General features: G+C 68.2%; 22 protein-coding genes. 13 read left to right on the top strand and 9 right to left on the bottom strand.

Annotation, left to right across the window (positions count from 1 at the left end):
• Window positions 1-8 precede the first annotated feature (8 nt).
• The 5 genes from ACFY16_RS11370 to trxA all read left to right on the top strand — a co-directional run bounded on the left by ACFY16_RS11370 (window position 9) and on the right by trxA (window position 4,909).
• On the top strand, window positions 9-1,727 hold the full coding sequence (locus ACFY16_RS11370) for a protein kinase family protein (protein ID WP_390646861.1): 1,719 nt from the start codon (window positions 9-11) through the stop codon (window positions 1,725-1,727).
• Window positions 1,728-1,754: 27 nt separating this feature from the next.
• Window positions 1,755-2,480, top strand: coding sequence for an RNA polymerase sigma factor SigM (sigM, locus tag ACFY16_RS11375; RefSeq protein ID WP_390646862.1), 726 nt, complete (start codon window positions 1,755-1,757; stop codon window positions 2,478-2,480).
• A gap of 11 nt (window positions 2,481-2,491) precedes the next feature.
• Entirely contained in the window at window positions 2,492-3,388 is an 897-nt protein-coding gene (locus tag ACFY16_RS11380) for an anti-sigma factor family protein (RefSeq protein ID WP_390647239.1), read from the top strand.
• A 180-nt stretch (window positions 3,389-3,568) separates the two neighbouring features.
• Window positions 3,569-4,537, top strand: coding sequence for a thioredoxin-disulfide reductase (gene trxB / locus ACFY16_RS11385; protein ID WP_390646863.1), 969 nt, complete (start codon window positions 3,569-3,571; stop codon window positions 4,535-4,537).
• Window positions 4,538-4,576: 39 nt separating this feature from the next.
• Window positions 4,577-4,909 carry a thioredoxin gene (gene trxA / locus ACFY16_RS11390; RefSeq protein WP_390646864.1) on the top strand — a complete coding sequence of 111 codons (333 nt, stop codon included), beginning with the start codon at window positions 4,577-4,579 and terminating at the stop codon, window positions 4,907-4,909.
• Between the two features lie 93 nt (window positions 4,910-5,002).
• Here the strand turns inward: trxA and ACFY16_RS11395 are convergent, their stop codons facing one another.
• The 9 genes from ACFY16_RS11395 to rpmH all read right to left on the bottom strand — a co-directional run bounded on the left by ACFY16_RS11395 (window position 5,003) and on the right by rpmH (window position 11,996).
• Window positions 5,003-5,620 carry a GNAT family N-acetyltransferase gene (locus ACFY16_RS11395; RefSeq protein WP_390646865.1) on the bottom strand — a complete coding sequence of 206 codons (618 nt, stop codon included), beginning with the start codon at window positions 5,618-5,620 and terminating at the stop codon, window positions 5,003-5,005.
• Window positions 5,621-5,952: 332 nt separating this feature from the next.
• Window positions 5,953-7,053 (bottom strand): ParB/RepB/Spo0J family partition protein, encoded by a 1,101-nt coding sequence (locus tag ACFY16_RS11400; protein ID WP_390646866.1) that lies wholly within the window; start codon window positions 7,051-7,053, stop codon window positions 5,953-5,955.
• Window positions 7,050-8,123, bottom strand: a complete 1,074-nt coding sequence (locus ACFY16_RS11405; RefSeq protein ID WP_351139157.1) for a ParA family protein — start codon at window positions 8,121-8,123, stop codon at window positions 7,050-7,052. Before ACFY16_RS11405 ends, ACFY16_RS11400 begins: the two co-directional genes overlap by 4 nt.
• A gap of 333 nt (window positions 8,124-8,456) precedes the next feature.
• Entirely contained in the window at window positions 8,457-9,173 is a 717-nt protein-coding gene (rsmG, locus tag ACFY16_RS11410; RefSeq protein ID WP_390646867.1) for a 16S rRNA (guanine(527)-N(7))-methyltransferase RsmG, read from the bottom strand.
• A gap of 119 nt (window positions 9,174-9,292) precedes the next feature.
• Entirely contained in the window at window positions 9,293-9,805 is a 513-nt protein-coding gene (locus tag ACFY16_RS11415; protein ID WP_351139153.1) for a R3H domain-containing nucleic acid-binding protein, read from the bottom strand.
• Between the two features lie 15 nt (window positions 9,806-9,820).
• A complete protein-coding gene (gene yidC / locus ACFY16_RS11420; protein ID WP_390646868.1) occupies window positions 9,821-11,101 on the bottom strand; it encodes a membrane protein insertase YidC in 1,281 nt (426 codons plus the stop codon).
• Window positions 11,102-11,104: 3 nt separating this feature from the next.
• Complete coding sequence (yidD, locus tag ACFY16_RS11425) at window positions 11,105-11,470, bottom strand: membrane protein insertion efficiency factor YidD (protein ID WP_390646869.1); 366 nt, start codon at window positions 11,468-11,470, stop codon at window positions 11,105-11,107.
• On the bottom strand, window positions 11,467-11,838 hold the full coding sequence (rnpA, locus tag ACFY16_RS11430; RefSeq protein ID WP_351139146.1) for a ribonuclease P protein component: 372 nt from the start codon (window positions 11,836-11,838) through the stop codon (window positions 11,467-11,469). Before rnpA ends, yidD begins: the two co-directional genes overlap by 4 nt.
• A 20-nt stretch (window positions 11,839-11,858) precedes the next feature.
• Window positions 11,859-11,996 (bottom strand): 50S ribosomal protein L34, encoded by a 138-nt coding sequence (rpmH, locus tag ACFY16_RS11435; protein ID WP_005482975.1) that lies wholly within the window; start codon window positions 11,994-11,996, stop codon window positions 11,859-11,861.
• Window positions 11,997-12,371: 375 nt separating this feature from the next.
• On the opposite strand from rpmH, the gene dnaA reads away from it, so the two are divergent.
• The 8 genes from dnaA to ACFY16_RS11475 all read left to right on the top strand — a co-directional run bounded on the left by dnaA (window position 12,372) and on the right by ACFY16_RS11475 (window position 25,017).
• Window positions 12,372-14,309 (top strand): chromosomal replication initiator protein DnaA, encoded by a 1,938-nt coding sequence (gene dnaA, locus ACFY16_RS11440; RefSeq protein WP_390646870.1) that lies wholly within the window; start codon window positions 12,372-12,374, stop codon window positions 14,307-14,309.
• A 916-nt stretch (window positions 14,310-15,225) separates the two neighbouring features.
• Window positions 15,226-16,356, top strand: a complete 1,131-nt coding sequence (gene dnaN / locus ACFY16_RS11445) for a DNA polymerase III subunit beta (protein WP_390647240.1) — start codon at window positions 15,226-15,228, stop codon at window positions 16,354-16,356.
• 200 nt (window positions 16,357-16,556) lie between these two features.
• Window positions 16,557-17,432, top strand: coding sequence for a phosphogluconate dehydrogenase (NAD(+)-dependent, decarboxylating) (gnd, locus tag ACFY16_RS11450; RefSeq protein ID WP_390646871.1), 876 nt, complete (start codon window positions 16,557-16,559; stop codon window positions 17,430-17,432).
• Between the two features lie 39 nt (window positions 17,433-17,471).
• A complete protein-coding gene (gene recF / locus ACFY16_RS11455; protein WP_390646872.1) occupies window positions 17,472-18,596 on the top strand; it encodes a DNA replication/repair protein RecF in 1,125 nt (374 codons plus the stop codon).
• On the top strand, window positions 18,593-19,141 hold the full coding sequence (locus ACFY16_RS11460) for a DUF721 domain-containing protein (RefSeq protein WP_390646873.1): 549 nt from the start codon (window positions 18,593-18,595) through the stop codon (window positions 19,139-19,141). Before recF ends, ACFY16_RS11460 begins: the two co-directional genes overlap by 4 nt.
• 386 nt (window positions 19,142-19,527) lie before the next feature.
• Window positions 19,528-21,612, top strand: coding sequence for a DNA topoisomerase (ATP-hydrolyzing) subunit B (gyrB, locus tag ACFY16_RS11465; protein WP_390646874.1), 2,085 nt, complete (start codon window positions 19,528-19,530; stop codon window positions 21,610-21,612).
• A gap of 42 nt (window positions 21,613-21,654) precedes the next feature.
• On the top strand, window positions 21,655-24,249 hold the full coding sequence (gyrA, locus tag ACFY16_RS11470; RefSeq protein WP_390646875.1) for a DNA gyrase subunit A: 2,595 nt from the start codon (window positions 21,655-21,657) through the stop codon (window positions 24,247-24,249).
• An 18-nt stretch (window positions 24,250-24,267) separates the two neighbouring features.
• Window positions 24,268-25,017: a DUF3566 domain-containing protein gene (locus ACFY16_RS11475; RefSeq protein ID WP_390646876.1), complete on the top strand. Its 750-nt coding sequence runs from the start codon at window positions 24,268-24,270 to the stop codon at window positions 25,015-25,017.
• The last annotated feature ends 63 nt before the right edge of the window (window positions 25,018-25,080 follow it).

A 25,080-nucleotide genomic window follows, 5' to 3' on the forward strand; every position in this document is an offset into this window, starting at 1 on the left:
GGACGACGGTGGCGGAACGGAGCACGGCTGCCGTCGACGTGGCAGACAACAGCGGCGACGAGCCGCTGACCGCACAGGCGGACCAGTCCACGGCCGACGGGGTGGCCCAGAACCGGGAGCGGGACACGGACATCGACGAGGCACAGGGGAGTGGCGGGACCGAGCGTCCCGGGAAGGCCTCACCGCCCGAGCTGCACAGCGGCCACAAGCTCGCCAGACGTTATCGCCTCGAGGAGTGCGTCACCCGTCTGGACGGATTCAGCAGTTGGCGTGCGGTCGACGAGAAACTCCGTCGCGCCGTCGGCGTACACGTCCTGCCCGCGGATCATGCGCGGGCCCGTTCCGTACTGGCCGCGGCCCGCTCCTCCGCGCTGCTGGGCGATCCCCGCTTCGTCCAGGTCCTGGACGCCGTCGAGGAGAACGACCTCGTCTACGTCGTCCACGAGTGGCTGCCCGACGCCACCGAGCTGACCACGCTGCTGTCCTCCGGCCCACTGGAGCCGCACGACGCCTACCAGATGGTCAGCCAGATCGCCTCCGCCATGGCCGCCGCCCACCGCGAGGGCCTCGCCCATCTGCGCCTGAACCCCAACGCCGTGCTGCGCGCCTCCACCGGCCAGTGGCGGATCCGCGGCCTCGCCGTGAACGCCGCGCTGCGCGGCATCAGTTCCGACACACCGCAACGCACCGACACCGAGGCGATCGGCGCCCTGCTGTACGCGGCACTCACCCAGCGCTGGCCGTACGAGAACGACGCCTACGGCCTGTCCGGCCTGCCCAAGGACGTCGGCCTCATCGCCCCGGACCAGGTCCGTGCCCACGTCCACCGGGGCCTGTCCGAGCTGGCCATGCGCGCGCTCGTCAACGACGGCGCCACGGCCTCCCGTCACGAAGCCCCGTGCACGACGCCCGAGGAACTGGTGAAGGCCATCGGCGAGATGCCCCGCATCCGCCCGCCGGAGCCCGCGTTCACGGCACCGCCCGAGTACCAGCGCACGACCTACCAGCAGGGCACGTACGGCCGTCCCGCACCGCGTCCCGGTGCCACGCAGCCGGTGCCGACCCCGCCACCCCCGCTGCAGAGCCGCACTGGCAAGGCGCTGAAGTGGGCCGTCTCGGCGCTCCTGATCGCCGCCCTCGGCCTCGGCAGCTGGCAGCTCGCGGACGCCCTGATGGATCAGAGCCACTCGTCCGACGACACGAACCAGACGCAGACGACGGACGACAACGACAAGAGCGGCGAGCAGACCAAGCCGGTCAAGACACTCAACATCCAGGACGCCGAGGAGTACGTCGCGAGTGGCGACGCCCAATCGCCCGGTGACGTCGGCAACACGTACGACGGCGACAGCTCCACGTTCTGGCGCACCAAGCGCTACAACGAGGGTCCGACACTCGCGCCGTACAAGCCGGGCGTGGGCATCGTCTACGACCTCGGCTCGGCCCAGGAGATCTCGGCCGCGTCGATAGGGCTCCGGTACGGCGGCGACCGCACCGCGGTGCACCTCTACGCCGCTGACTCCCTGTCCCCCTCGACGGGGATCGACGGGATGAAGGAGATCGGAAACTCCACGACGAGCAGCACCTCGCTCACGGTGAAGGCGTCGAAGACGGTGAAGACGCAGTACGTACTGCTGTGGGTGACCGCCGTACCGAACGCACCGTCCGACGGCTACAGCAGCGCCGGCTACAAGCAGGCCATCACCGACGTGAAGTTCACGGGCTGACGTCTCACCGGAGGGGGAGGGGCTCCGATGGCGGAAGGCGCCGGATACGACGGAGTGAGCGACCAGGATCTGCTCGCCCGCCATGTCGAAGGTGAACCGGCCGCCTTCGGCGAGCTCGTGCGGCGCCATCGCGACCGTCTCTGGGCGGTCGCTCTGCGCACGCTGGGCGACCGCGAAGAGGCCGCTGACGCGGTCCAGGACGCCCTCGTCTCCGCCTACCGGGCCGCCCACACCTTCCGCGGTCAGTCGGCCGTCACAACGTGGCTGCACCGAATTACGGTGAACGCCTGCCTGGACCGCGCCCGCAAGGCCGCCTCCCGCAAGACCTCGCCGGTCGACGACACCGAGCGCCTCGAGCAGCTGCTGGAGCCGCACGAGTCGGCCTCGGCTCCTGCCGAGCGCAACGATCTGCACCGTGAGCTCGTGGAGGCACTCGGCACGCTCCCGCCCGACCAGCGGGCGGCCCTCGTCCTGGTGGACATGCAGGGCTACCCCGTCGCCGAGGCAGCACGCATGCTCGACGTACCTACCGGGACGGTGAAGAGCCGCTGTGCCCGGGGCAGAGCCAGACTCCTGCCGCTGCTCACCCATCTGCGGCCGGAAAAGGCCGATGAGAGCGGCGGGCCGGGCGAAGGACGGAACCGGGCGCAGGGGACATCCGTCCCACCGGCAGCGGGACCGCAGGATGCGGATCCCCGCGATCCAGGATCAAGCGACTCAGCTGCTGTGAAGGGCGGAGGTGGGCGAGCGTGACATCCACGGACATGGCCGGGCACCCGGACGTCGCGGAGATCTCCGACCTCACCGAGGGCCTGCTTCTGCCGTCCCGTACCGCGGAGGTACGACGGCATCTGGACGAGTGCGAGCTCTGCGCAGACGTGTACGCGTCGCTCGAGGAGATCCGGGGTCTGCTCGGGACGGTCCCCGGCCCGCCCCATATGCCGGCCGAGGTCGCTGGCCGTATCGACGCCGCCCTCGCCGCGGAGGCTCTGCTCAGCGCCACGGCACCCGATGCCGTGGGCGCCCCGCTGTCGGTGGCCGCGACTCGCTCCACCTCCGGCGCGGACGGCGGTACGCATGTTTCACGTGAAACACCGACCGCGACGGACCGCCCCGCGGGCCACGCGCGTAACTCCACCGGCCCGGGCCGCAAGGACGGCCGGCGGCGTGGGCGCCGCAAGGTTGCCGTCCTGGGCGCCGCCTTCACGGCTGCCGCACTGGGGCTGGGGTCGGTTTTGCTGTCCTCGTTGTGGAACGACACGTCGCCCGGGAGCTCGGCCCAGGGGCATCAGTCCACCACAGCGGACACCTTCTCCGAAGGAAAGCTCGAGCGGCAGGTGGCGACTCTCCTCGCTGAGAGCTCCGGCGGCTCACGATCTCCGAACGGCCTGGGCGTGGAGACCGCCCCCGGCACCACCAAGCCGAAGGTCTTCAACCAGCCCACGGTCCCGGCCTGCATCCAGAAGGGCATCGGCCGCGACGACGCGGCGCTCGCAACTGAGGAAGGCATCTACAAGGGGACGGACGCGCTCCTCGTGGTGCTCCCCAACACTTCCGACAGCACGCGGGTGACCGTCTACATCATGGATGCGACCTGTGTCGGCCACCCGTCGTCCACCAAGGCCAAGGTGCTGCTGACCCACTCCTACACGCGTTCCTGAGCGCGCACGCCGCACCCGCCGCTTCATCTCCGTCCTGCGTGGTATCCCGTACGGTGTCGCCTCTGCGTGTGCCCGGACACAGCGGGAATGCGCGCCCCTTAGGATCCGTTGGGTGGGGTGAGAGCTCCAAGAGGGACTCCCCCGGCCGTACGACCCAGTCCAGAGACGAGGAATCAAGCCGTGAGCGACGTCCGTAACGTGATCATCATCGGCTCCGGGCCCGCCGGCTACACGGCGGCGCTCTACACCGCACGCGCGTCGCTGAAGCCGCTGGTGTTCGAGGGCGCCGTCACCGCGGGCGGTGCCCTGATGAACACCACCGAGGTGGAGAACTTCCCGGGCTTCCGCGACGGCATCATGGGCCCCGAGCTCATGGACAACATGCGTGCCCAGGCCGAGCGTTTCGGCGCCGAGCTCATCCCGGACGATGTCGTCTCCGTCGACCTGGCCGGTGAGATCAAGACCGTCACGGACACCGCGGGCACGGTCCACAAGGCGAAGGCCGTCATCGTCACCACCGGCTCGCAGCACCGCAAGCTCGGCCTGCCCAACGAGGACGCCCTCTCCGGCCGCGGCGTGTCATGGTGCGCCACCTGTGACGGCTTCTTCTTCAAGGACCAGGACATCGCCGTGATCGGTGGCGGTGACACCGCGATGGAGGAGGCCACCTTCCTCTCCCGGTTCGCCAAGTCCGTGACGATCGTCCACCGCCGGGACACCCTGCGCGCCTCCAAGGCGATGCAGGAGCGTGCCTTCGCCGACCCGAAGATCAAGTTCGTCTGGGACAGCGAAGTCGCCGAGATTCAGGGTGACCCGAAGCTGGCCGGCCTGAAGCTGCGCAACCTCAAGACCGGCGAGCTCTCGGACCTGGCGGCCACCGGCCTGTTCATCGCGATCGGCCACGACCCCCGCACCGAGCTGTTCAAGGGCCAGCTCGACCTGGACGACGAGGGCTACCTCAAGGTCGCCGCGCCCTCCACGCGGACCAACCTGACCGGTGTCTTCGCCGCCGGTGACGTGGTCGACCACACCTACCGCCAGGCGATCACCGCAGCCGGCACCGGCTGCTCCGCCGCCCTCGACGCCGAGCGTTTCCTCGCCGCCCTTGCGGACGAGGAGCAGGCCGAGCCCGAGAAGACCTCTGCCTGACCCCCATCCGCCCCACGCACAACCATTAAGGAGCCCGCTGTGGCCGGCACCCTGAAGAACGTGACCGACGACTCCTTCGAGCAGGACGTCCTCAAGAGCGACAAGCCCGTCCTGGTGGACTTCTGGGCCGCCTGGTGCGGTCCGTGCCGTCAGATTGCGCCCTCGCTCGAGGCGATCGCCACCGAGTACGGCGACAAGATCGAGATCGTCAAGCTCAACATCGACGAGAACCCGGACACGGCCGCCAAGTACGGTGTCATGTCGATCCCCACCCTGAACGTCTACCAGAACGGCGAGGTCGCCAAGACCATCGTCGGTGCGAAGCCGAAGGCCGCGATCGTCCGCGACCTTGAGGACTTCATCGCCGAGTAACGTTCGGGGCCGTCGAGCCGACGGCACATGTTTCACGTGAAACACGAATGGGCCAACCCGGATGGGTTGGCCCATTCGCATGACCAGTCGTCGCTAGAGCGGCCGGAGCGCCGGCTCCTTCTGCACTGCTCCCAGCAACCGGTCCAAAGCCATCTCGACGTCTTCCTTCCAGGAGAGCGTCGTCCGTAGTTCCAGGCGCAGCCGCGGATGCGCGGGATGCGGCCGGACCGTCTTGAAGCCCACAGCCAGCAGATGGTCGGCAGGCAGCATGCAGGCGGGCTCTTTCCAGTGAGCGTCACCGAAGGCCTCGATCGCCTTGAAGCCCCGACGCAACAGATCCTTGGCCACCGTCTGGACCATCACACGGCCCAGCCCCTGCCCCTGGTAGCCCGGCATGATGAACGCGGTCATCAGCTGCACCGCGTCCGGCGAGACGGGGCTTGTGGGAAAGGCCGTGGAGCGAGGGACGTAGGCCGGAGGGGCATAGAGCACGAACCCCACCGGCACATCGTCGACGTAGACGACCCGGCCGCACGATCCCCAGTCCAGGAGGACCGCGGAGATCCAGGACTCCTTCTCCAAGGCGGGTGTGCCCGCCTTTACCGCTGCCTCACCGCTGACTGGGTCCAGCTCCCAGAAGACACACGACCGACAGCGCCGGGGAAGGTCCTGAAGGTTGTCCAGCGTGAGCGGTACGAGCCGACGCCCCATGAAGGCTGTTCCTCGCTTCCTTCGCCCACAGTGTCGCGGGCGGCTGCCAGAGCGCTCCGTTCCCTGAGCAGGCTGCCGACGAAGCCGCCAACCGCGCCCAGCCCCAGTACCGCGCTCACCAGTCCGGTGCGGCCCATCGTTCGCATGGCCCCCGCCTCCCACTCAGACGTGCTGCCAGGTGGATGCGCCATACCCCACCCGCATCGTATCCACGATGCGATTCCATCGATACCGTCAGAAAGCAAAGAGCAGGCCGTGTTCCGGTACACACCGGACACGGCCTGCTCTGTCGACCGGCCGAGCTCGAATGCCCTGCGCCGGCCAAAGGAGGCTCAGTCCTCCGACGCCACGGAGTCGCCCTCCTGAAGGCCCTTCTGCAGGACGGGGCCCTCGCCCGGGGCGAGGGTGCCCAGAATCCGTTCGAGGTCCTCCATCGAGGCGAACTCGACGGTGATCTTGCCCTTCTTCTGGCCCAGGTCGACCTTCACCCGGGTCTCGAAACGGTCCGAGAGACGGCTCGCGAGGTCGGTCAGCGACGGCGATACCAGGGCGCCGGCCCTGGGCCCCTTGGAACGTGAGGCCTTCTGAGGACGCGACCCCATGAGGGTCACGATTTCCTCGACGGCCCGCACCGAGAGCCCCTCAGCCACGATCCGATGGGCCAACCGATCCTGTTCCTCCGAGTCCTCGACGGAGAGCAGCGCACGGGCGTGTCCCGCCGAGAGCACTCCGGCGGCCACCCGCTTCTGGACCGCCGACGAGAGCTTCAGCAGACGCAAGGTGTTGGAGACCTGCGGGCGGGATCGTCCGATCCGGTCCGCCAGCTGGTCGTGCGTGCAATTGAAGTCCTTCAGCAACTGGTCATAGGCAGCTGCCTCTTCCAGCGGGTTCAGCTGCGCCCGGTGCAGGTTCTCCAAGAGCGCGTCCAGAAGGAGCTTCTCGTCATCGGTGGCCCGCACGATCGCCGGGATCGCCTCGAGTCCCGCCTCACGGCAGGCCCGCCAGCGCCGCTCGCCCATGATGAGCTCGTAGCGCCCGGGACCCAGCTGCCGTACGACGACCGGCTGGAGGAGGCCAACCTCCTTGATGGAGGTGATCAGCTCCTGGAGGGCGTCCTCATCGAACACCTCACGCGGCTGCCGGGGGTTCGGCGAGATGGAGTCGAGAGGGAGCTCGGCGAAGTGCGCGCCCATGGGAGGCGCGGGCGCCTCGACGGCGCCGTTCACCGACAGATCCTCGGTTTCACGTGAAACAGGCGGCAGCGTAGCCACCTTGGCCGCGGCCACCCCGCGCTCGGCCGTCAACACCGGAACCGCAGCGGGGGACACGGAGGCCGCGCCTCCCAACCCGGCCGGAGGCGGCGCCTTCTCCGCCGGTGCAGCAGGGATCAGTGCGCCGAGCCCACGGCCCAACCCCCTCCGTCGGTCACTCACTGGATCCCCTCCACCATGCTTGGATCGCTCTGGGCGCCGATATGGGCGTGCGTCGCGTCGTAACTGACACCGACACCCTTCAGCGCGATTTCACGTGCCGCCTCAAGATAGGAGAGGGCGCCGCTCGATCCTGGATCGTAGGTCAGCACCGTCTGCCCATAGCTCGGCGCCTCGGAGATACGGACCGAGCGGGGAATGCTCGTCCGTAGCACCTCGTCACCGAAGTGGGTGCGCACCTCGTCTGCGACCTGGGACGCGAGGCGTGTCCGGCCGTCGTACATGGTGAGCAGGATGGTCGACACATGGAGGACGGGGTTGAGGTGCCCCCGCACCAGGTCGACATTGCGCAGCAGCTGGCCCAGGCCCTCCAGCGCGTAGTACTCGCACTGGATCGGGATGAGGACCTCCTGGCCCGCAACCAGCGCGTTGACCGTCAGCAGGCCGAGCGAGGGCGGGCAGTCGATGAGGATGTAGTCCAACGGCTGCTCGTACGCCTGGATCGCCCGTTGCAGACGGCTCTCCCGTGCCACCAGGGACACCAGCTCGATCTCCGCACCGGCGAGATCGATCGTGGCGGGGGCACAGAACAGCCCCTCGACATCGGGAACGGGCTGGACGACTTCAGCGAGAGGCTTGCTGTCGACCAGCACGTCGTAGATGGACGGGACTTCGGCGTGATGATCGATCCCCAGCGCGGTGGACGCATTGCCCTGCGGGTCGAGGTCGATCACGAGGACTCGGGCACCATGCAGGGCCAGCGAAGCGGCAAGGTTGACGGTGGTCGTTGTCTTGCCCACACCGCCCTTCTGGTTGGCCACCACCATGACGCGGGTCTGGTGTGGCCGTGGCAGACCTTCGCCGGCGCGGCCTAGCGCCTCCACCGCCAATTGGGCAGCACGACCGATCGGAGTGTCGTCCATCGGAGGCGGTGTTTCACGTGAAACATCACCCCCCATCGACTCGGTACGGGGACCGGGGACCGGATCGGTCATCGGTCCCGCGATGTTGGCGTCGGACCGCAAGGATTCACTCTCCTCGACTTCAGGCTCGCAATGAACAGAGCCTCCCATGCCTTCGGGGTCGTGAACCAGTGAGCCCTGGGGTTCTGTGGAGAAATCCACCTCTGTGGACAACTCCGTGCCCCCCACGGGGGCCGCCTCCACCCCGGAAACAGGGGTCTCACCGAGAGATCCAAGGGGCTTGCGGTCGCGAGGTTCGGCCGCAGCGCGGCCACGGCTGATGATTCCATGCAGCAGGGAGCGACGTTTCACGTGAAACACGATGCACAGCGGCTGCGGCCGGACCTTCGCGACACTCCGGGCTACGTAGGTTGGGAAGCTTGTGTGGAGTACGTCTCGTGGTCAGGACGGATCAGAGACACCCATCACAGTCGCTCCCCACCATCACCGGCGACGGCGCGTTCGGCCCGTCCGGGCTGCCTTCGCCCGCTTCGCTGCGAATCGCACGCCTCCGGGGCTCTCCCCGACCTCGACCCGGACCACCGTGGACAACGGATCCACCACGCCCTCACCCACATGCAGGATGGACGTCTCCACCGCGCCCAGCTTGCTCAGGGCGGCGGCCGCGCTCTTCAGCTCCTCCTCCGCGGTGTCGCCCTTGAGAGCGAGCATCTCCCCGTACGGGCGCAACAGCGGGATGCCCCAGGTAGCCAGTCGGTCCAGCGGAGCCACGGCCCGGGCCGTGACCACATGGACCGGCTGCAGCTTGCCCATGACCTCCTCGGCGCGGCCACGGACGACGGTCACATGATCCAGGCCCAGGAGCTCGACGACCTCGGTCAGGAAGTTCGTGCGCCGCAGCAAGGGCTCCAGCAGGGTGATCTTCAGATCCTCACGGACCAGCGCCAGCGGGATACCGGGCAGGCCCGCGCCCGAGCCCACGTCGCACACTGTCACCCCCTCGGGGACGACCTCGGAGAGCACCGCACAGTTCAGCAAGTGCCTCTCCCACAGGCGGGGCACCTCTCGCGGACCGATGAGCCCGCGCTGCACTCCTGTCTCGGCCAGGAGCTCGGCGTACCGGACCGCGTCCTCGAAGCGATCGCCGAATACGTCACGCGCCTCTTCGGGCGCAGGGGGGAGCTCCGCTGCCTCCGTCACGGGGGACCGTCCTTCCGTACAGCATCGGCGCTCCGAGCGCCGACCACCAGAACTACCAGGCTGACAAAGATCGGCCCCGCCTGCGCAACAGACGGGGCCGGAGGAACGTTCGTACCGAATCAGTTGGGGAGGACGACGACGAACCGCTGCGGCTCCTCGCCCTCGGACTCGCTGCGCAGGCCCGCCGCCTTGACCGCGTCGTGCACGACCTTGCGCTCGAACGGGGTCATCGGCTTCAGCTTCACCGGCTCGCCGGTGCTCTTGGCCTCGGCCGCGGACTTGGCGCCCAGCTCGGAGAGCTCGGCGCGCTTCTTGGCGCGGTAGCCGGCGATGTCCAGCATCAGCCGACTGCGATCCCCGGTCTCCCGGTGGACGGCGAGACGCGTGAGCTCCTGCAACGCCTCCAGCACCTCGCCGTCCCGGCCGACCAGCTTCTGGAGGTCCCGGGTGCCGGCGTCGCTGATGATCGAGACAGAGGCTCGGTCGGCCTCGACGTCCATGTCGATGTCGCCGTCGAGATCGGCGATGTCCAGCAGACCCTCGAGGTAGTCCGCCGCGATCTCGCCCTCCTGCTCCAGGCGGGTCAGGGTGTCTGCACCCTCGGCAGCGGCGGAGGTGGTGCCTTCCGTCACGGGATGGGCTCCTTCTTACTTCTTGGACGGGGACTTGGGGCGCTGCGGGCCTTTGCGCTGGCCGGACTGGGCCTTGCTGCGGGTGCCGCCGCTACTGGGCTTCGATCCGGCGTTCTTCGCAGGGGCGGCGGGCCTGGCGTCCTCCGGCTCGTCGTCGGACTTGCTCAGCGACGTGGTCGGCTGCTCGGTCTCGCCTGCCACCTTCGAGCCGCCGGTCTGACGCTGGGCCTTGGTCTGACGCTTGGGCTGCTGACGCTTGGGAGCAGTCGCGGGCGCACCGCCCTCGGTCTCGACAGCGACCTGGCTCTCGCCCTTGATCACGGTGCCGTCGGCCTGCGCCACAAGACCCGCCTTGGTCAGGCCGTTGATGAACTTGCGCTCGAACTCGTTACGGTCGCGACCCTTCGCCACGATGGCCTTGACGATGGTCTTCTCGCCGCGGCTGCGGGTCTTGCCGTGGTGCGTGACGTGCTTGTGGAGGCGCTCCAGGTACGCGGCCTGAGCCTTGGAACCCGGGGTCGGGTTGTTGCGGATGACGTACATCTGCTGGCCCATGGTCCACACGTTGGTGGTCAGCCAGTAGACGAGGACACCGACCGGGAAGTTGATGCCGAAGACAGCGAACATGACGGGGAAGACGTACATCAGCATCTTCTGCTGCTGCATGAACGGCGTCTTCACCGTCGTGTCGACGTTCTTCGTCATCAGCTGGCGCTGCGTGTAGAACTGCGAAGCCGACATCAGGACGATCATGATCGCGGTGACGACCCGGACGTCGGTGAGGGAAGCGCCGAGCGCCTCCACCTTCGACGAACCGTCCGTGAACTTCGCGGCGAGCGGGGCACCGAAGATGTGTGCCTTACGGGCGCTGGCGAGCAGCGACTCGTTGATGACGCCGATCGTCGAGCCCGTCGCGATGCCGTTGAGCACGTGGTACAGAGCGAAGAAGAACGGGGACTGCGCCAGGATGGGAAGGCACGAGGAGAGCGGGTTGGTACCCGACTCCTTGTACAGCTTCATCATCTCTTCGGACTGGCGCTGCTTGTCGTTCTTGTAGCGCTCCTGGATCTTCTTCATCTCGGGCTGCAGCGTCTGCATGGCCCGGGTCGCCTTGATCTGCTTCACGAAGAGCGGGATCAGGCAGATGCGGATCAGAATCACCAGGGACACGATGGACAGGCCCCAGGCCCAACCCGTGTCGGGACCGAAGACCTTCCCGTACACCGAGTGGAACTGGACGATGACCCAGGAAACGGGTGTCGTGATGAAGCTGAAGAGGCTGGCAATCGTGTCCACTAATCATGCTCCTTGGACATGGGACGGGGTCTCTGCGGCCGGGCTCGAGGGACGGTCTGGCGTCCCCTGTCCCTCGGTGGCCGGTTCGGCGGCGGAGTGCCCGCCCTTGCGTGCACGCCAGGCGTTGCGCAGCGCTTCGTGCCACCGCGGACGCTTGCGCGGCGGAACATGGTCCACCCCGCCGAGCGACCACGGATTGCACCGCAGGATGCGCCAGGCGGTAAGTGCCGTTCCCTTGATCGCGCCGTGCCGGTCGATGGCCGTGTAGCCGTAGTGGGAGCACGACGGGTAGTACTTGCAGACCGGCCCCAGCAAAGGACTGATCGTCCACTGGTACAGCTTGATCAGAGCCAGCAGCGGGTACTTCATCGCGCGCCCCCTCCCAGTAGCCGTTGAAGGGCGGCATCCAGGTCTCGGGCCAGCTGTGCATGGTCGGCGTCGCCCGCTCCGGGCAGCGCTCGTACGACTACCAGGCTACCGGGGGGAAACAGGGCGACTCGGTCACGCATCAGATGGCGCAGTCTGCGCTTCACTTTGTTGCGCACGACCGCGCCACCCACGGCCTTGCTCACGACGAAACCCGCACGCGTCGGGGGAGCGCTCTCCCCAGGCGCGTGCGGGTCCGTGGCACCGCTACGAAGATGTACGACGAGGAGGGGGCGTCCAGCCCGGCGACCTCGTCGTACTGCGGTCGCGAAGTCCTCGCGCCGCCTCAGCCGATGCTCGGTAGGCAGCACGACGTCACGACCTGTGAGATTCAGGCGGACAGGCTGGCGCGACCCTTGCTACGGCGGTTCGCGAGAATCGCGCGGCCGGCACGGGTGCGCATCCGCAGGCGGAAGCCGTGGGTCTTGGCGCGACGACGGTTGTTCGGCTGGAAGGTGCGCTTGCTCACTCGGGGGCTCCAGAAATAAATCGGTGGTTGCGGGGTGCCGTCCTGGCTGTCACCGTGCGCCCACGAGTAGCTCGCGTTACGCCCGAGTGCACCGCTTTCCGATCACCGGTACGCGATCTGTGCCCATCGGAGGCAGGCGGCAGCAGCCATCGACAACTCGACCTGGTTACGGTACGCGGGGCTACGCCATTGGGTCAAACCAGGAGTCACGGAGAGACACTATCCACAGCCTGGGGACAACAACTTGAACCGCAGCCGTTGCCCTGACTACCGTGGATGAACTCCGATTCGTTCCTTTGTCCCTGCCCGACCCGATGTGAACCCCGACCCGTCCCACAACCACACGTTCGTGGGACCCGTGAGAGAGCGTGCCCTGTGGCTGACGTACCTGCCGATCTTGCCGCAGTGTGGCCACGAGTACTCGATCAGCTCCTCGGCGAGGGCCGCGGACAGGGCGTCGAGGTGAAGGACGAGCACTGGATCCGACGCTGCCAGCCGCTCGCGCTCGTCGCGGACACCGCACTGCTCGCCGTACCGAACGAGTTCGCGAAGGGCGTGCTGGAAGGCCGCCTCGCCCCGATCGTCAGCGAGACCCTGAGCCGTGAGTGCGGCCGTCCGATCCGCATCGCGATCACCGTCGACGACTCCGCCGGCGAGCCCCCGGCCCCACCGGCGCCTCCCTCCCAGCCTCAGCCGCGCTACGAGGAGCCCGAGCTCCCCTCCGGCCAGTACGAGGGTTACGGCCGCCACCGCGCCGAGCCGTCTCCCGGCACGCAGGGTGATCAGCGTCCCCACGCTCGCGGGGACCAGCTGCCCACCGCCCGACCCGCGTATCCGTCCGAGTACCAGCGCCCCGAGCCCGGCGCCTGGCCGCGCCCCACGCAGGACGAGTACAACTGGCAGCAGCAGCGCCTCGGTTTCCCGGAGCGCGACCCGTACGCGTCGCCGTCCCGTGACGCCTACGGCTCTGGGTCCCAGGACTCCTACGGCCCCACGGGACCGGACGCCTACGGCTCGTCGCAGGACTCGTACGGTCCGCCGTCGCAGGACTACCGCCCGCAGGCCATGGAGCGGCCGTCGTACGACCAGCAGCGCTCCGACTACGAATCGTCACGCGCGGACTACGACCAGCGCGACCCCGTCCGCCGCGACCTGCCCGAGCCGCCCGCCGGCTCCGGTCATGTGCACCGCGGCGGCCCGGTCGGACCCAGCCTGCCCACCACCGGCGCGCCCGGCCCGCTGGCCGCGCAGCCCTCGCCGGCGACCGGTCCCGGCGAGCCCACGGCACGCCTGAACCCGAAGTACCTCTTCGACACCTTCGTCATCGGCGCGTCCAACCGTTTCGCGCACGCGGCAGCGGTCGCCGTCGCCGAGGCGCCCGCGAAGGCGTACAACCCCCTGTTCATCTACGGGGAGTCGGGCCTCGGCAAGACGCACCTGCTGCACGCGATCGGGCACTACGCGCGCAGCCTCTACCCGGGCACCCGTGTGCGGTACGTGAGCTCCGAGGAGTTCACCAACGAGTTCATCAACTCCATCCGCGACGGCAAGGGAGACAGCTTCCGCAAGCGCTACCGCGAGATGGACATCCTGCTCGTCGACGACATCCAGTTCCTGGCGGACAAGGAGTCGACACAGGAGGAGTTCTTCCACACCTTCAACACGCTCCACAACGCCAACAAGCAGATCGTGCTCTCCAGCGACCGGCCGCCCAAGCAGCTGGTGACCCTGGAGGACCGGCTGCGGAACCGTTTCGAGTGGGGGCTGATCACCGACGTCCAGCCGCCCGAGCTGGAGACGCGTATCGCGATCCTGCGCAAGAAGGCGGTCCAGGAGCAGCTCAACGCCCCGCCGGAGGTACTGGAGTTCATCGCCTCCCGGATCTCGCGCAACATCCGCGAGCTGGAGGGCGCGCTGATCCGGGTGACGGCGTTCGCCTCGCTCAACCGGCAGCCGGTGGACCTGGGCCTGACGGAGATCGTCCTCAAGGACCTCATCCCCGGTGGCGAGGACTCGGCTCCCGAGATCACCTCGACGGCCATCATGGGCGCCACCGCCGACTACTTCGGGCTGACCGTGGAGGATCTCTGCGGCACCTCGCGCGGCCGCGCGCTGGTGACGGCCCGGCAGATCGCCATGTACCTGTGCCGCGAGCTGACGGACCTCTCGCTGCCGAAGATCGGGGCGCTGTTCGGCGGCCGTGACCACACGACGGTGATGCACGCCGACCGCAAGATCCGCAATCTGATGGCCGAGCGGCGCTCCATCTACAACCAGGTCACCGAGCTGACCAACCGCATCAAGAACGGCTGAAGGAACGGCTGGGGATCGGCTGGAACAACGGCCGGCAGGGCCGCGGACGACACGTCGAGGGCGCCTCAGGGAGCAGATCCCGGGGGCGCCCTTTGTCGTTCCCGGTGCACGCCCAGCCATCCCCGAGCCATCCGCTGTTCGATTACCCGCCGGGTTACGGCCACTCTCCACAGATTGGGCGACTTTTTCCCGTCCACACCCTGGGGACTGCGGAGTTGTCCAGATCGTATCCACAGGGGGCCCTGTTGAAAGACCATCACACCAGGTCAGGTGGTTGTGGATTCGTGGACGAAGGATCTCCACAGGCTGTGGACACCGAGATGATCCACAAGCTGTGCACGGAGTTGTCCACCGGCAACCCACAGGGCCGGGCCCGTTGTCCCCAATGATCCCCGGCTTCTCCACATGCCTGTCCACTGTTCGGCAACGCGACGCGCCTCCTCACTGCGTCGAGTGAAAGGCGTCACACAAGGGTGCCGGGTTGGGCTGTGGGAAAGGCGGGTAAAGCTGGGGACGACGCTGGGGAGAAGTCGCCCCCGTCTGTGCATGGGGTGTGCAGAACTTTCCGTTCTCCACAGAAACCCCGAGTTGTCCACCGCCGTCGCCCACAGGGCCCGTGGACAAAAAACCGCCTCTGAGCTGGGAAAACAGGGTTATCCACGGTATCCACAGGCCCTACTACTACTCCCAACTAGAGAGAGCGAGGAATCCGTTTCGAAGGGGGCCCTGTGCACAACTCGCCCCTCGGTGCCCGGCTGCCCCTCGTCACGACTTGACCCCGAGAGGCACCTACTGTCAGTGCCGTGCGTCAGACTGTTCCCCGGTGTCCTTCCCGTCACAGGGGTCGACGACACCGAGACAGACGACGAAGGCCAGGCAGGGCGAGAAGCGCCGGCAACAGCAGGAGGCGGCAACAGTGAAGATCCGGGTGGAACGCGACGTACTCGCGGAGGCAGTGGCCTGGGCGGCGCGCAGCCTCCCGGCCCGTCCGCCGGCGCCTGTCCTCGCCGGCCTTCTGCTGAAGGCCGAGGACGGTCAGCTGAGCCTGTCCAGCTTCGACTACGAGGTCTCCGCGCGTGTGTCGGTGGAGGCGGAGGTGGAGGAGGAGGGCACGGTCCTCGTCTCCGGCCGCCTGCTCGCCGACATCTCCCGCGCCCTCCCCAACCGGCCGGTGGAGATTTCCACAGACGGTGTACGGGCGACGGTGGTCTGCGGCTCCTCGCGGTTCACACTCCACACGCTGCCTGTGGAGGAGTACCCGGCCCTGCCCCAGATGCCGGTCGCGACGGGCACCGTCCCCGGCGAGGTCTTCGCCTCCGCCGTGCAGCAGGTCGCCATCGCGGCCGGCCGCGACGACACGCTCCCGGTGCTCACCGGTGTGCGCATCGAGATCGAGGGCGACACCGTCACGCTGGCGTCCACCGACCGCTACCGCTTCGCGGTCCGCGAGTTCCTGTGGAAGCCGGAGAACCCGGACGTCTCCGCGGTCGCGCTGGTCCCCGCCAAGACGCTCCAGGACACCGCCAAGGCGCTCACCAGCGGGGACAGCGTCATCCTGGCGCTGTCCGGTTCGGGCGCGGGCGAGGGTCTGATCGGTTTCGAGGGCGCCGGACGTCGCACGACGACCCGGCTGCTGGAGGGCGACCTCCCGAAGTACCGCACGCTGTTCCCGACGGAGTTCAACAGCGTGGCCGTCATCGAGACCGCCCCCTTCGTGGAGGCCGTCAAGCGCGTGGCCCTGGTCGCCGAGCGCAACACGCCGGTGCGGCTCAGCTTCGAGCAGGGCGTGCTCATCCTGGAGGCCGGCTCCAGCGACGACGCACAGGCTGTGGAAAGGGTCGACGCCCAGCTCGAGGGCGACGACATCTCCATCGCCTTCAACCCGACGTTCCTGCTGGACGGCCTGAGCGCCATCGACTCCCCGGTGGCCCAGCTGTCCTTCACGACGTCCACGAAGCCCGCCCTGCTCAGCGGCAGGCCGGCGGTGGACGCCGAGGCGGACGAGGCCTACAAGTACCTGATCATGCCGGTGCGGCTGAGCGGCTGAGAGACCGCGCGTCCCGGCGGCCGGCAGTTGTCCACAGCGCTCGCGGTCCCGGTGGAACACCGGGACCGGCCGATGAAGCCGCAGGGCAGGGCGTACGTCTGAGCGCGTATGCCCACAGGTGTGCGTGAGCGTCCGGGTTTAGGCTCGGACGCAGGTACGAAAGTGCCCCTCACGCCACACCGCAACCTAAGGAACAACTGATGGAGCTCGGTCTCGTCGGCCTCGGCAAGATGGGCGGCAACATGCGCGAGCGGATACGCCGCGCAGGCCACACCGTCATCGGATACGACCGCAACCCGGACCTCGCCGATGTCCACAGCCTGGAAGAGCTTGTGGGCAAGCTCAACGGCCCGCGCGTGGTGTGGGTGATGGTTCCGGCCGGTGCCGCGACCCAGTCCACCGTCGACGAGCTCGGCGAGCTGCTGGAGCCCGGCGATGTCGTCGTGGACGGCGGGAACTCGCGCTGGACGGACGACGAGAAGCACGCCGAGGAGCTCGCGGCCAAGGGCATCGGTTTCGTCGACTGCGGCGTCTCCGGCGGCGTCTGGGGCCTGCAGAACGGTTACGCGCTGATGTACGGCGGCGACGCCGAGAACATCGCCAAGGTGCAGCCGGTCTTCGACGCGCTCAAGCCCGAGGGCGACTTCGGCTCGGTGCACGCCGGCAAGGTCGGCGCGGGCCACTTCTCGAAGATGGTCCACAACGGCATCGAGTACGCCATGATGCAGGCCTATGCCGAGGGCTGGGAGCTCCTGGAGAAGGTCGACTCCGTCACGGACGTGCGCGAGGTGTTCCGCTCCTGGCAGGAGGGCACGGTCATCCGCTCCTGGCTGCTCGACCTCGCGGTGAACGCCCTCGACGACGACGAGCACCTGGAGAAGCTGAAGGGTTATGCACAGGACTCCGGCGAGGGCCGGTGGACTGTGGAAGCCGCCATCGACAACGCCGTGCCGCTTCCCGCGATCACGGCCTCGCTGTTCGCCCGGTTCGCCTCCCGTCAGGAGGACTCGCCGCAGATGAAGATGATCGCCGCGCTGCGCAACCAGTTCGGCGGCCACGCGGTCGAGACGAAGTAACCAGCACCCGAAGAATCTGGGGGAGGTCGGTTCACGACCATGCACGTCACGCATCTGTCGCTGGCCGACTTCCGCTCGTACGCCCGGGTCGAAGTTCCGCTCGACCCGGGCGTCACCGCCTTCGTCGGCCCCAACGGCCAGGGCAAGACGAACCTCGTCGAGGCCGTCGGCTATCTGGCCACCCTGGGCAGCCATCGCGTCGCCTCCGACGCCCCTCTGGTCCGCATGGGCGCCGACCGCGCGATCATCCGGGCGCAGGTGAAGCAGGGTGAGCGGCAGCAGCTCGTCGAGCTGGAACTCAATCCCGGCAAGGCCAACCGCGCCCGCATCAACAGGTCGTCGCAGGTCAGACCCCGTGACGTGCTGGGCATCGTACGGACGGTGCTGTTCGCCCCCGAGGATCTTGCCCTGGTCAAGGGCGACCCCGGGGAGCGGCGCCGCTTCCTCGACGAGCTGATCACCGCGCGCTCCCCGCGCATGGCCGGTGTGCGTTCCGACTACGAGCGGGTCCTCAAGCAGCGCAACACCCTCCTGAAGACGGCTGCGCTGGCCCGCCGCCACGGGGGCCGTGCCATGGACCTGTCCACGCTCGATGTCTGGGACCAGCACCTCGCGCGCGTGGGCGCGGAGCTGCTCGCCCAGCGTCTCGACCTGGTCGCCGCGATCCAGCCGCTCGCCGACAAGGCGTACGAGCAGCTGGCACCGGGCGGCGGACCGGTCGCCCTCGACTACAAGGCGTCCGCGGCCGGCATCACCGGCCACACGCGCGAGGAGCTCCACGATCAGCTGATGGCCGCGCTCGCCGAGGCCCGCAAGCAGGAGATCGAGCGGGGCGTCACCCTCGTAGGACCGCATCGGGACGATTTGATTCTCAAACTCGGGCAACTGCCCGCCAAGGGATACGCGTCCCACGGCGAGTCCTGGTCCTACGCGCTGGCGCTGCGCCTGGCGTCGTACGACCTGCTGCGGGCCGAGGGCAACGAGCCCGTGCTGGTCCTCGACGACGTCTTCGCGGAGCTGGACGCCCGCCGTCGCGAGCGCTTGGCCGAGCTGGTCGCGCCCGGGGAGCAGGTCCTGGTGACGGCCGCGGTCGACGACGACGTACCGCACGTGCTGACCGGTGCGCGCTACGCGGTGTCCGACGGGACGGTGGAGCGCGTATGAGCGTCGACGAACCGGCCCGGAAGAAGGACCCGAAGAAGGCTCCCGAGCCTTCCGGTGTGGACCTCGCGCGCGTGGCGCTGCGGGCGGCGCGGGAACAGGCACGCGCGCGTGGGGACGCCGCGCAGCAGAAGAAGCAGGCGCGCCGCGGTGGGGGCCTGCGTTCGGGCGCGCGGGCCGACGGCCGCGACCCCATGGCGCTCGGCGCCGCGATCAATCGGCTCCTCACCGAGCGCGGGTGGGAGACCCCGGCGGCGGTGGGCGGTGTGATGGGCCGCTGGCCGGAGATCGTCGGCGCGGACGTGGCCAAGCACTGTGTCCCGGAGAAGTACGACGAGGACGAGCGCGTCCTGGTCGTGCGCTGCGATTCCACGGCCTGGGCGACGAATCTCCGCCTGCTCGCCCCGACCCTGGTGGCCCGCCTGAACGAGGACCTCGGCCACGGCGCGGTGAAGCTGATCAAGGTGCACGGCCCCAGCGGTCCCGCCCGTCGCTACGGCCCCCTGCGCGCTCCCGGCAGCACCGGACCCGGTGACACCTACGGCTGACGTGGGCTGTCGGGGTGTGGCTGACGTGGGGTGACGTACCTCACGTGACGGAAGCGTGTGGTGGTTCTGTCCGGCGACCGCACGTGGTTGCGAATCCCGATCTGACCCCGGAGTAGCGAGGGGTTGACACCTCGAAGCGCTGAGTGCCTCCGTGAGCCTCTTGGAGCCCCCATCCACATATCGGGACCCGGAAGAGACCGGTTCAGGGCGGCACATGCGGACTCAGGTACCGGCAAACCCCCATCACTGTCGGCGCTACCGGTAGACTGGAAGCCAATCCCGCCCCAAACGTGGGGACCGCCCGGGAAAAGCTGAGCAACGCTGATCAAGGCTTACCAACGCAACATGCCGCAGCCGCTCCGGCAACCCGCCGACGAGCCTGGCTCGTGCTGTGCCAGAAAGGGCGCTTCGTGGCCGATTCCGGCAACCCCAACGAGAACATCCCGTCCACCGACGAAGGCGCGAACGACGTGGCCGACACCTCGAACGGCGAGGTCACGGCCTCGTACGACGCCAGCGCCATCACCGTCCTCGAGGGTCTGGACGCGGTCCGCAAGCGACCCGGTATGTACATCGGCTCGACCGGTGAGCGCGGCCTGCACCACCTCGTGTACGAGGTGGTCGACAACTCCGTCGACGAGGCGCTGGCTGGGCACGCCGACACCATCGATGTGACCATCCTGGCCGACGGCGGCGTGCGCGTGGTCGACAACGGCCGCGGCATCCCGGTGGGCATCGTGGCTTCCGAGGGCAAGCCGGCCCTCGAAGTGGTGCTGACCGTGCTGCACGCGGGCGGCAAGTTCGGCGGCGGCGGCTACGCGGTCTCCGGTGGTCTCCACGGTGTCGGCGTCTCGGTCGTGAACGCCCTGTCGAGCAAGGTCTCCGTCGAGGTCAGGACCGACGGGCACCGCTGGACGCAGGACTACAAGATGGGCGTCCCCACGGCGCCGCTCGCCAAGCACGAGGCCATCGACGAGACCGGCACCTCGGTCACCTTCTGGGCCGACCCGGACATCTTCGAGACCACGGAGTACTCCTTCGAGACGCTCTCGCGGCGCTTTCAGGAGATGGCGTTCCTCAACAAGGGTTTGACGATCAAACTCACTGACGAGCGCGAGTCGGCGAAGGCCACGGCCGGGGCGGACGAGGCGGGTGCGGACGAGAAGGACGAGGTCAAGACCGTCACGTACCACTACGAGGGCGGCATCGTCGACTTCGTGAAGTACCTCAACTCCCGCAAGGGAGACGTGGTGCACCCCACCGTGATCGACCTCGAGGCGGAGGACAAGGAGAAGAGCCTCTCCCTCGAAGTGGCGATGCAGTGGAACAGCGGTTACAGCGAGGGCGTGTACTCCTTCGCCAACATCATCCACACGCACGAGGGTGGTACGCACGAAGAGGGCTTCCGCGCGGCGCTGACGAACCTGGTCAACAAGTACGCGCGCGACAAGAAGCTGCTGCGGGAGAAGGACGACAACCTCACGGGCGACGACATCCGCGAGGGTCTGACCGCGATCATCTCGGTCAAGCTGAGCGAGCCCCAGTTCGAGGGCCAGACCAAGACCAAGCTGGGCAACACGGAGGCGAAGACCTTCGTCCAGAAGGCGGTCTACGAGCACCTCAACGACTGGCTGGACCGTAACCCGGTCGAGGCGGCGGACATCGTCCGCAAGGGCATCCAGGCGGCCACCGCGCGCGTGGCGGCGCGCAAGGCCCGGGACCTCACCCGCCGCAAGGGCCTGCTCGAGTCGGCGTCCCTGCCGGGCAAGCTCTCCGACTGCCAGTCGAACGACCCCACCAAGTGCGAGATCTTCATCGTCGAGGGTGACTCCGCCGGCGGCTCGGCCAAGTCCGGCCGTAACCCGCAGTACCAGGCGATCCTCCCGATCCGCGGCAAGATCCTCAACGTGGAGAAGGCCAGGATCGACAAGATCCTGCAGAACCAGGAGATCCAGGCGCTGATCTCCGCCTTCGGCACGGGCGTGCACGAGGACTTCGACATCTCCAAGCTCCGCTATCACAAGATCATCCTGATGGCGGACGCCGACGTCGACGGCCAGCACATCAACACCCTGCTGCTGACCTTCCTGTTCCGCTTCATGCGGCCGCTGGTCGAGGCGGGCCACGTGTTCCTCTCCCGTCCCCCGCTCTACAAGATCAAGTGGGGTCGGGAGGACGCGGAGTACGCGTACTCCGACCGCGAGCGCGACGCGCTGATCGAGCTCGGCCGCCAGCGCGGCAAGCGCGTCCGTGAGGACTCGATCCAGCGCTTCAAGGGTCTCGGCGAGATGAACGCCGAGGAGCTGCGCATCACCACGATGGACCAGGAGCACCGCGTCCTCGGCCAGGTCACCCTCGACGACGCCGCCCAGGCCGACGACCTGTTCTCGGTCCTCATGGGCGAGGACGTCGAAGCACGCCGCGCCTTCATCCAGCGCAACGCCAAGGACGTCCGCTTCCTCGACATCTGAGTCGGTCTCAGCTGACCGCACCAGGAAGGATCCGTACCAGCAATGACCGACGAAAACACTCCCGCCACGCCTGAAGAGGGCGGCGAGATCACCCTCCGCGTCGAGCCCGTCGGGCTCGAGACGGAGATGCAGCGCTCCTACCTCGACTACGCGATGTCCGTCATCGTGTCCCGCGCGCTGCCCGACGTCCGGGACGGTCTCAAGCCCGTCCACCGCCGTGTCCTGTACGCCATGTACGACGGCGGCTACCGCCCCGAGCGCGGCTTCTACAAGTGTGCCCGCGTCGTCGGCGACGTCATGGGCAACTACCACCCGCACGGCGACTCCTCGATCTACGACGCGCTGGTCCGCCTCGCGCAGCCGTGGTCGATGCGGATGCCGCTGGTGGACTCCAACGGCAACTTCGGCTCCCCGGGCAACGACCCGGCGGCCGCCATGCGCTACACCGAGTGCAAGCTGGCGCCGCTGTCGATGGAGATGGTCCGCGACATCGACGAGGAGACCGTCGACTTCACGGACAACTACGACGGCCGCTCCCAGGAGCCGACCGTCCTGCCCGCCCGTTTCCCCAACCTGCTGATCAACGGCTCGGCGGGCATCGCGGTCGGCATGGCCACCAACATCCCGCCGCACAACCTCCGCGAGGTCGCGGCCGGCGCCCAGTGGTGCCTGGAGAACCCGGACGCGACCCACGAGGAGCTGCTCGACGCCCTCATCGAGCGCATCAAGGGTCCCGACTTCCCGACCGGTGCCCTCGTCGTGGGCCGCAAGGGCATCGAGGAGGCCTACCGCACGGGCCGCGGCTCGATCACCATGCGCGCGGTCGTCGAGGTCGAGGAGATCCAGAACCGCCAGTGCCTGGTGGTCACGGAGCTGCCCTACCAGGTCAACCCCGACAACCTCGCGCAGAAGATCGCCGACCTGGTGAAGGACGGCAAGATCGGCGGCATCGCGGACGTGCGCGACGAGACCTCGTCCCGTACGGGGCAGCGGCTGGTCATCGTCCTGAAGCGGGACGCGGTCGCCAAGGTCGTCCTGAACAACCTCTACAAGCACACGGACCTGCAGACGAACTTCGGCGCCAACATGCTGGCGCTCGTCGACGGCGTCCCGCGCACCCTCTCGCTGGACGCGTTCATCCGCCACTGGGTGACGCACCAGATCGAGGTCATCGTCCGCCGTACGCGCTTCAGGCTGCGCAAGGCCGAGGAGCGGGCGCACATCCTGCGCGGCCTGCTGAAGGCCCTGGACGCCATCGACGAGGTCATCGCGCTGATCCGGCGCAGCGACACCGTCGAGATCGCGCGCGGGGGCCTGATGGAGCTCCTGGAGATCGACGAGATCCAGGCCAACGCCATCCTCGAGATGCAGCTGCGCCGCCTGGCCGCCCTGGAGCGCCAGAAGATCGTCCAGGAGCACGACGAACTCCAGGCGAAGATCACCGAGTACAACGCGATCCTCGCCTCCCCGATCCGCCAGCGCGGCATCGTCAGCGAGGAGCTGGCCGCGATCGTCGAGAAGTACGGCGACGACCGCAAGACCATGCTGGTGCCCTACGACGGTGACATGTCCATCGAGGACCTCATCGCCGAGGAGGACATCGTCGTCACCGTCACGCGCGGGGGCTACGTCAAGCGCACCAAGGCGGACGACTACCGGGCGCAGAAGCGCGGCGGCAAGGGCGTACGGGGCGCGAAGCTCAAGGAAGACGACATCGTCGACCACTTCTTCGTGTCGACGACGCACCACTGGCTGCTGTTCTTCACCAACAAGGGCCGCGTCTACCGCGCGAAGGCCTACGAGCTGCCCGACGCCGGGCGGGACGCGCGCGGCCAGCACGTGGCGAACCTGCTGGCCTTCCAGCCGGACGAGGCGATCGCCGAGATCCTCGCGATCCGCGACTACGAGGCGGCGCCGTACCTGGTGCTGGCCACCAAGGCCGGTCTGGTCAAGAAGACGCCTCTGAAGGATTACGATTCGCCGCGTTCCGGTGGTGTCATCGCCATCAACCTGCGGGAGCGGGAGGACGGATCCGATGACGAACTGATCGGAGCCGAACTCGTCTCGGCCGATGACGATCTGCTGCTGATCAGCAAGAAGGCTCAGTCGATCAGGTTCACCGCCTCTGACGACACCCTGCGTCCGATGGGCCGTGCCACCTCGGGCGTCAAGGGCATGAGTTTCCGCGAGGGTGACGAGCTGCTCTCGATGAATGTTGTTCGACCCGGTACGTTCGTGTTCACTGCCACCGACGGCGGGTACGCGAAGCGGACCGCCGTCGATGAGTACCGCGTCCAGGGTCGCGGCGGCCTCGGCATCAAGGCTGCCAAGATCGTTGAGGATCGTGGGTCGCTCGTCGGTGCGCTGATTGTCGAGGAGAGCGACGAAATCCTCGCCATCACGCTGTCCGGCGGTGTGATTCGTACGCGAGTCAGCGAGGTCAGGGAGACAGGCCGTGACACGATGGGCGTCCAACTGATCAACCTGGGCAAGCGCGATGCCGTCGTCGGTATCGCACGTAACGCCGAGGCGGGACGCGAGGCGGAGGAAGTCGACGGCGACGTGGCCGAAGACGAGACCGCCGAGAGTGCCGCGACCACCGGCACGGACGAGGGCGAGGCGCCCTCGGCCGAGTAGCACGAGGAGTGAGTCATCGTGAGCGGAGCCACGGGCGCCGGATCGGCCGGTACCTCGACTGGTACGGAAACGGACGGCGGCCGTGGCTCCGCCGCGAATGCGACAGACTCGCACTCGCCTGACACTCATGGATCCCAGGGGGGAACTGTGACGGACACCAGAGGCCCGCAGACCCAGCAGCACGCGGCTGGAGCGGGCCCGTCCGCTCCGGGCGCGCCGCTGCAGGCGCCGGGCCAGCAAGCGGCGCCTGCAGCGCAGCCGACCTCGCCGCTGCCCGGGGAGCGCCAACCTCAGCAGCCCGCCGGGCCCTACCACCCGCCGCAGGCCTACCAGACGCCTACGCCCGCTCCGGCTGCCACCGTGCGCCGGCCCCGCACGGGCGCCCGTACGACGCCCCGCGTGCGCAAGGCCCGCCTGCGCGTGGCCAAGGCCGACCCGTGGTCGGTGATGAAGGTCAGCTTCCTGCTCTCCATCGCGCTGGGCATCTGCACGATCGTGGCTGCCGCGGTGCTGTGGATGGTCATGGACGCGATGGGTGTTTTCTCGACGGTCGGCGGCACCATCTCCGAGGCCACCGGCTCGAACGAGTCGAACGGCTTTGACCTTCAGTCGTTCCTGTCCCTCCCGCACGTTCTGATGTTCACGACGATCGTCGCGGTCATCGACGTCGTCCTCGCGACGGCGCTCGCGACCCTCGGCGCGTTCATCTACAACCTCTCCGCGGGCTTCGTGGGCGGCGTCGAGCTGACCCTGGCCGAGGACGAGTGACCTCTGCCGACGGCACGGTTTCAAACCTCCGTCGGCGGTCCTCGGCATCGGCTCCCGACTATC

It is taken from the genome of Streptomyces sp. NPDC001315, from assembly GCF_042896175.1.
Taxonomy (GTDB): Bacteria; Actinomycetota; Actinomycetes; order Streptomycetales; family Streptomycetaceae; genus Streptomyces.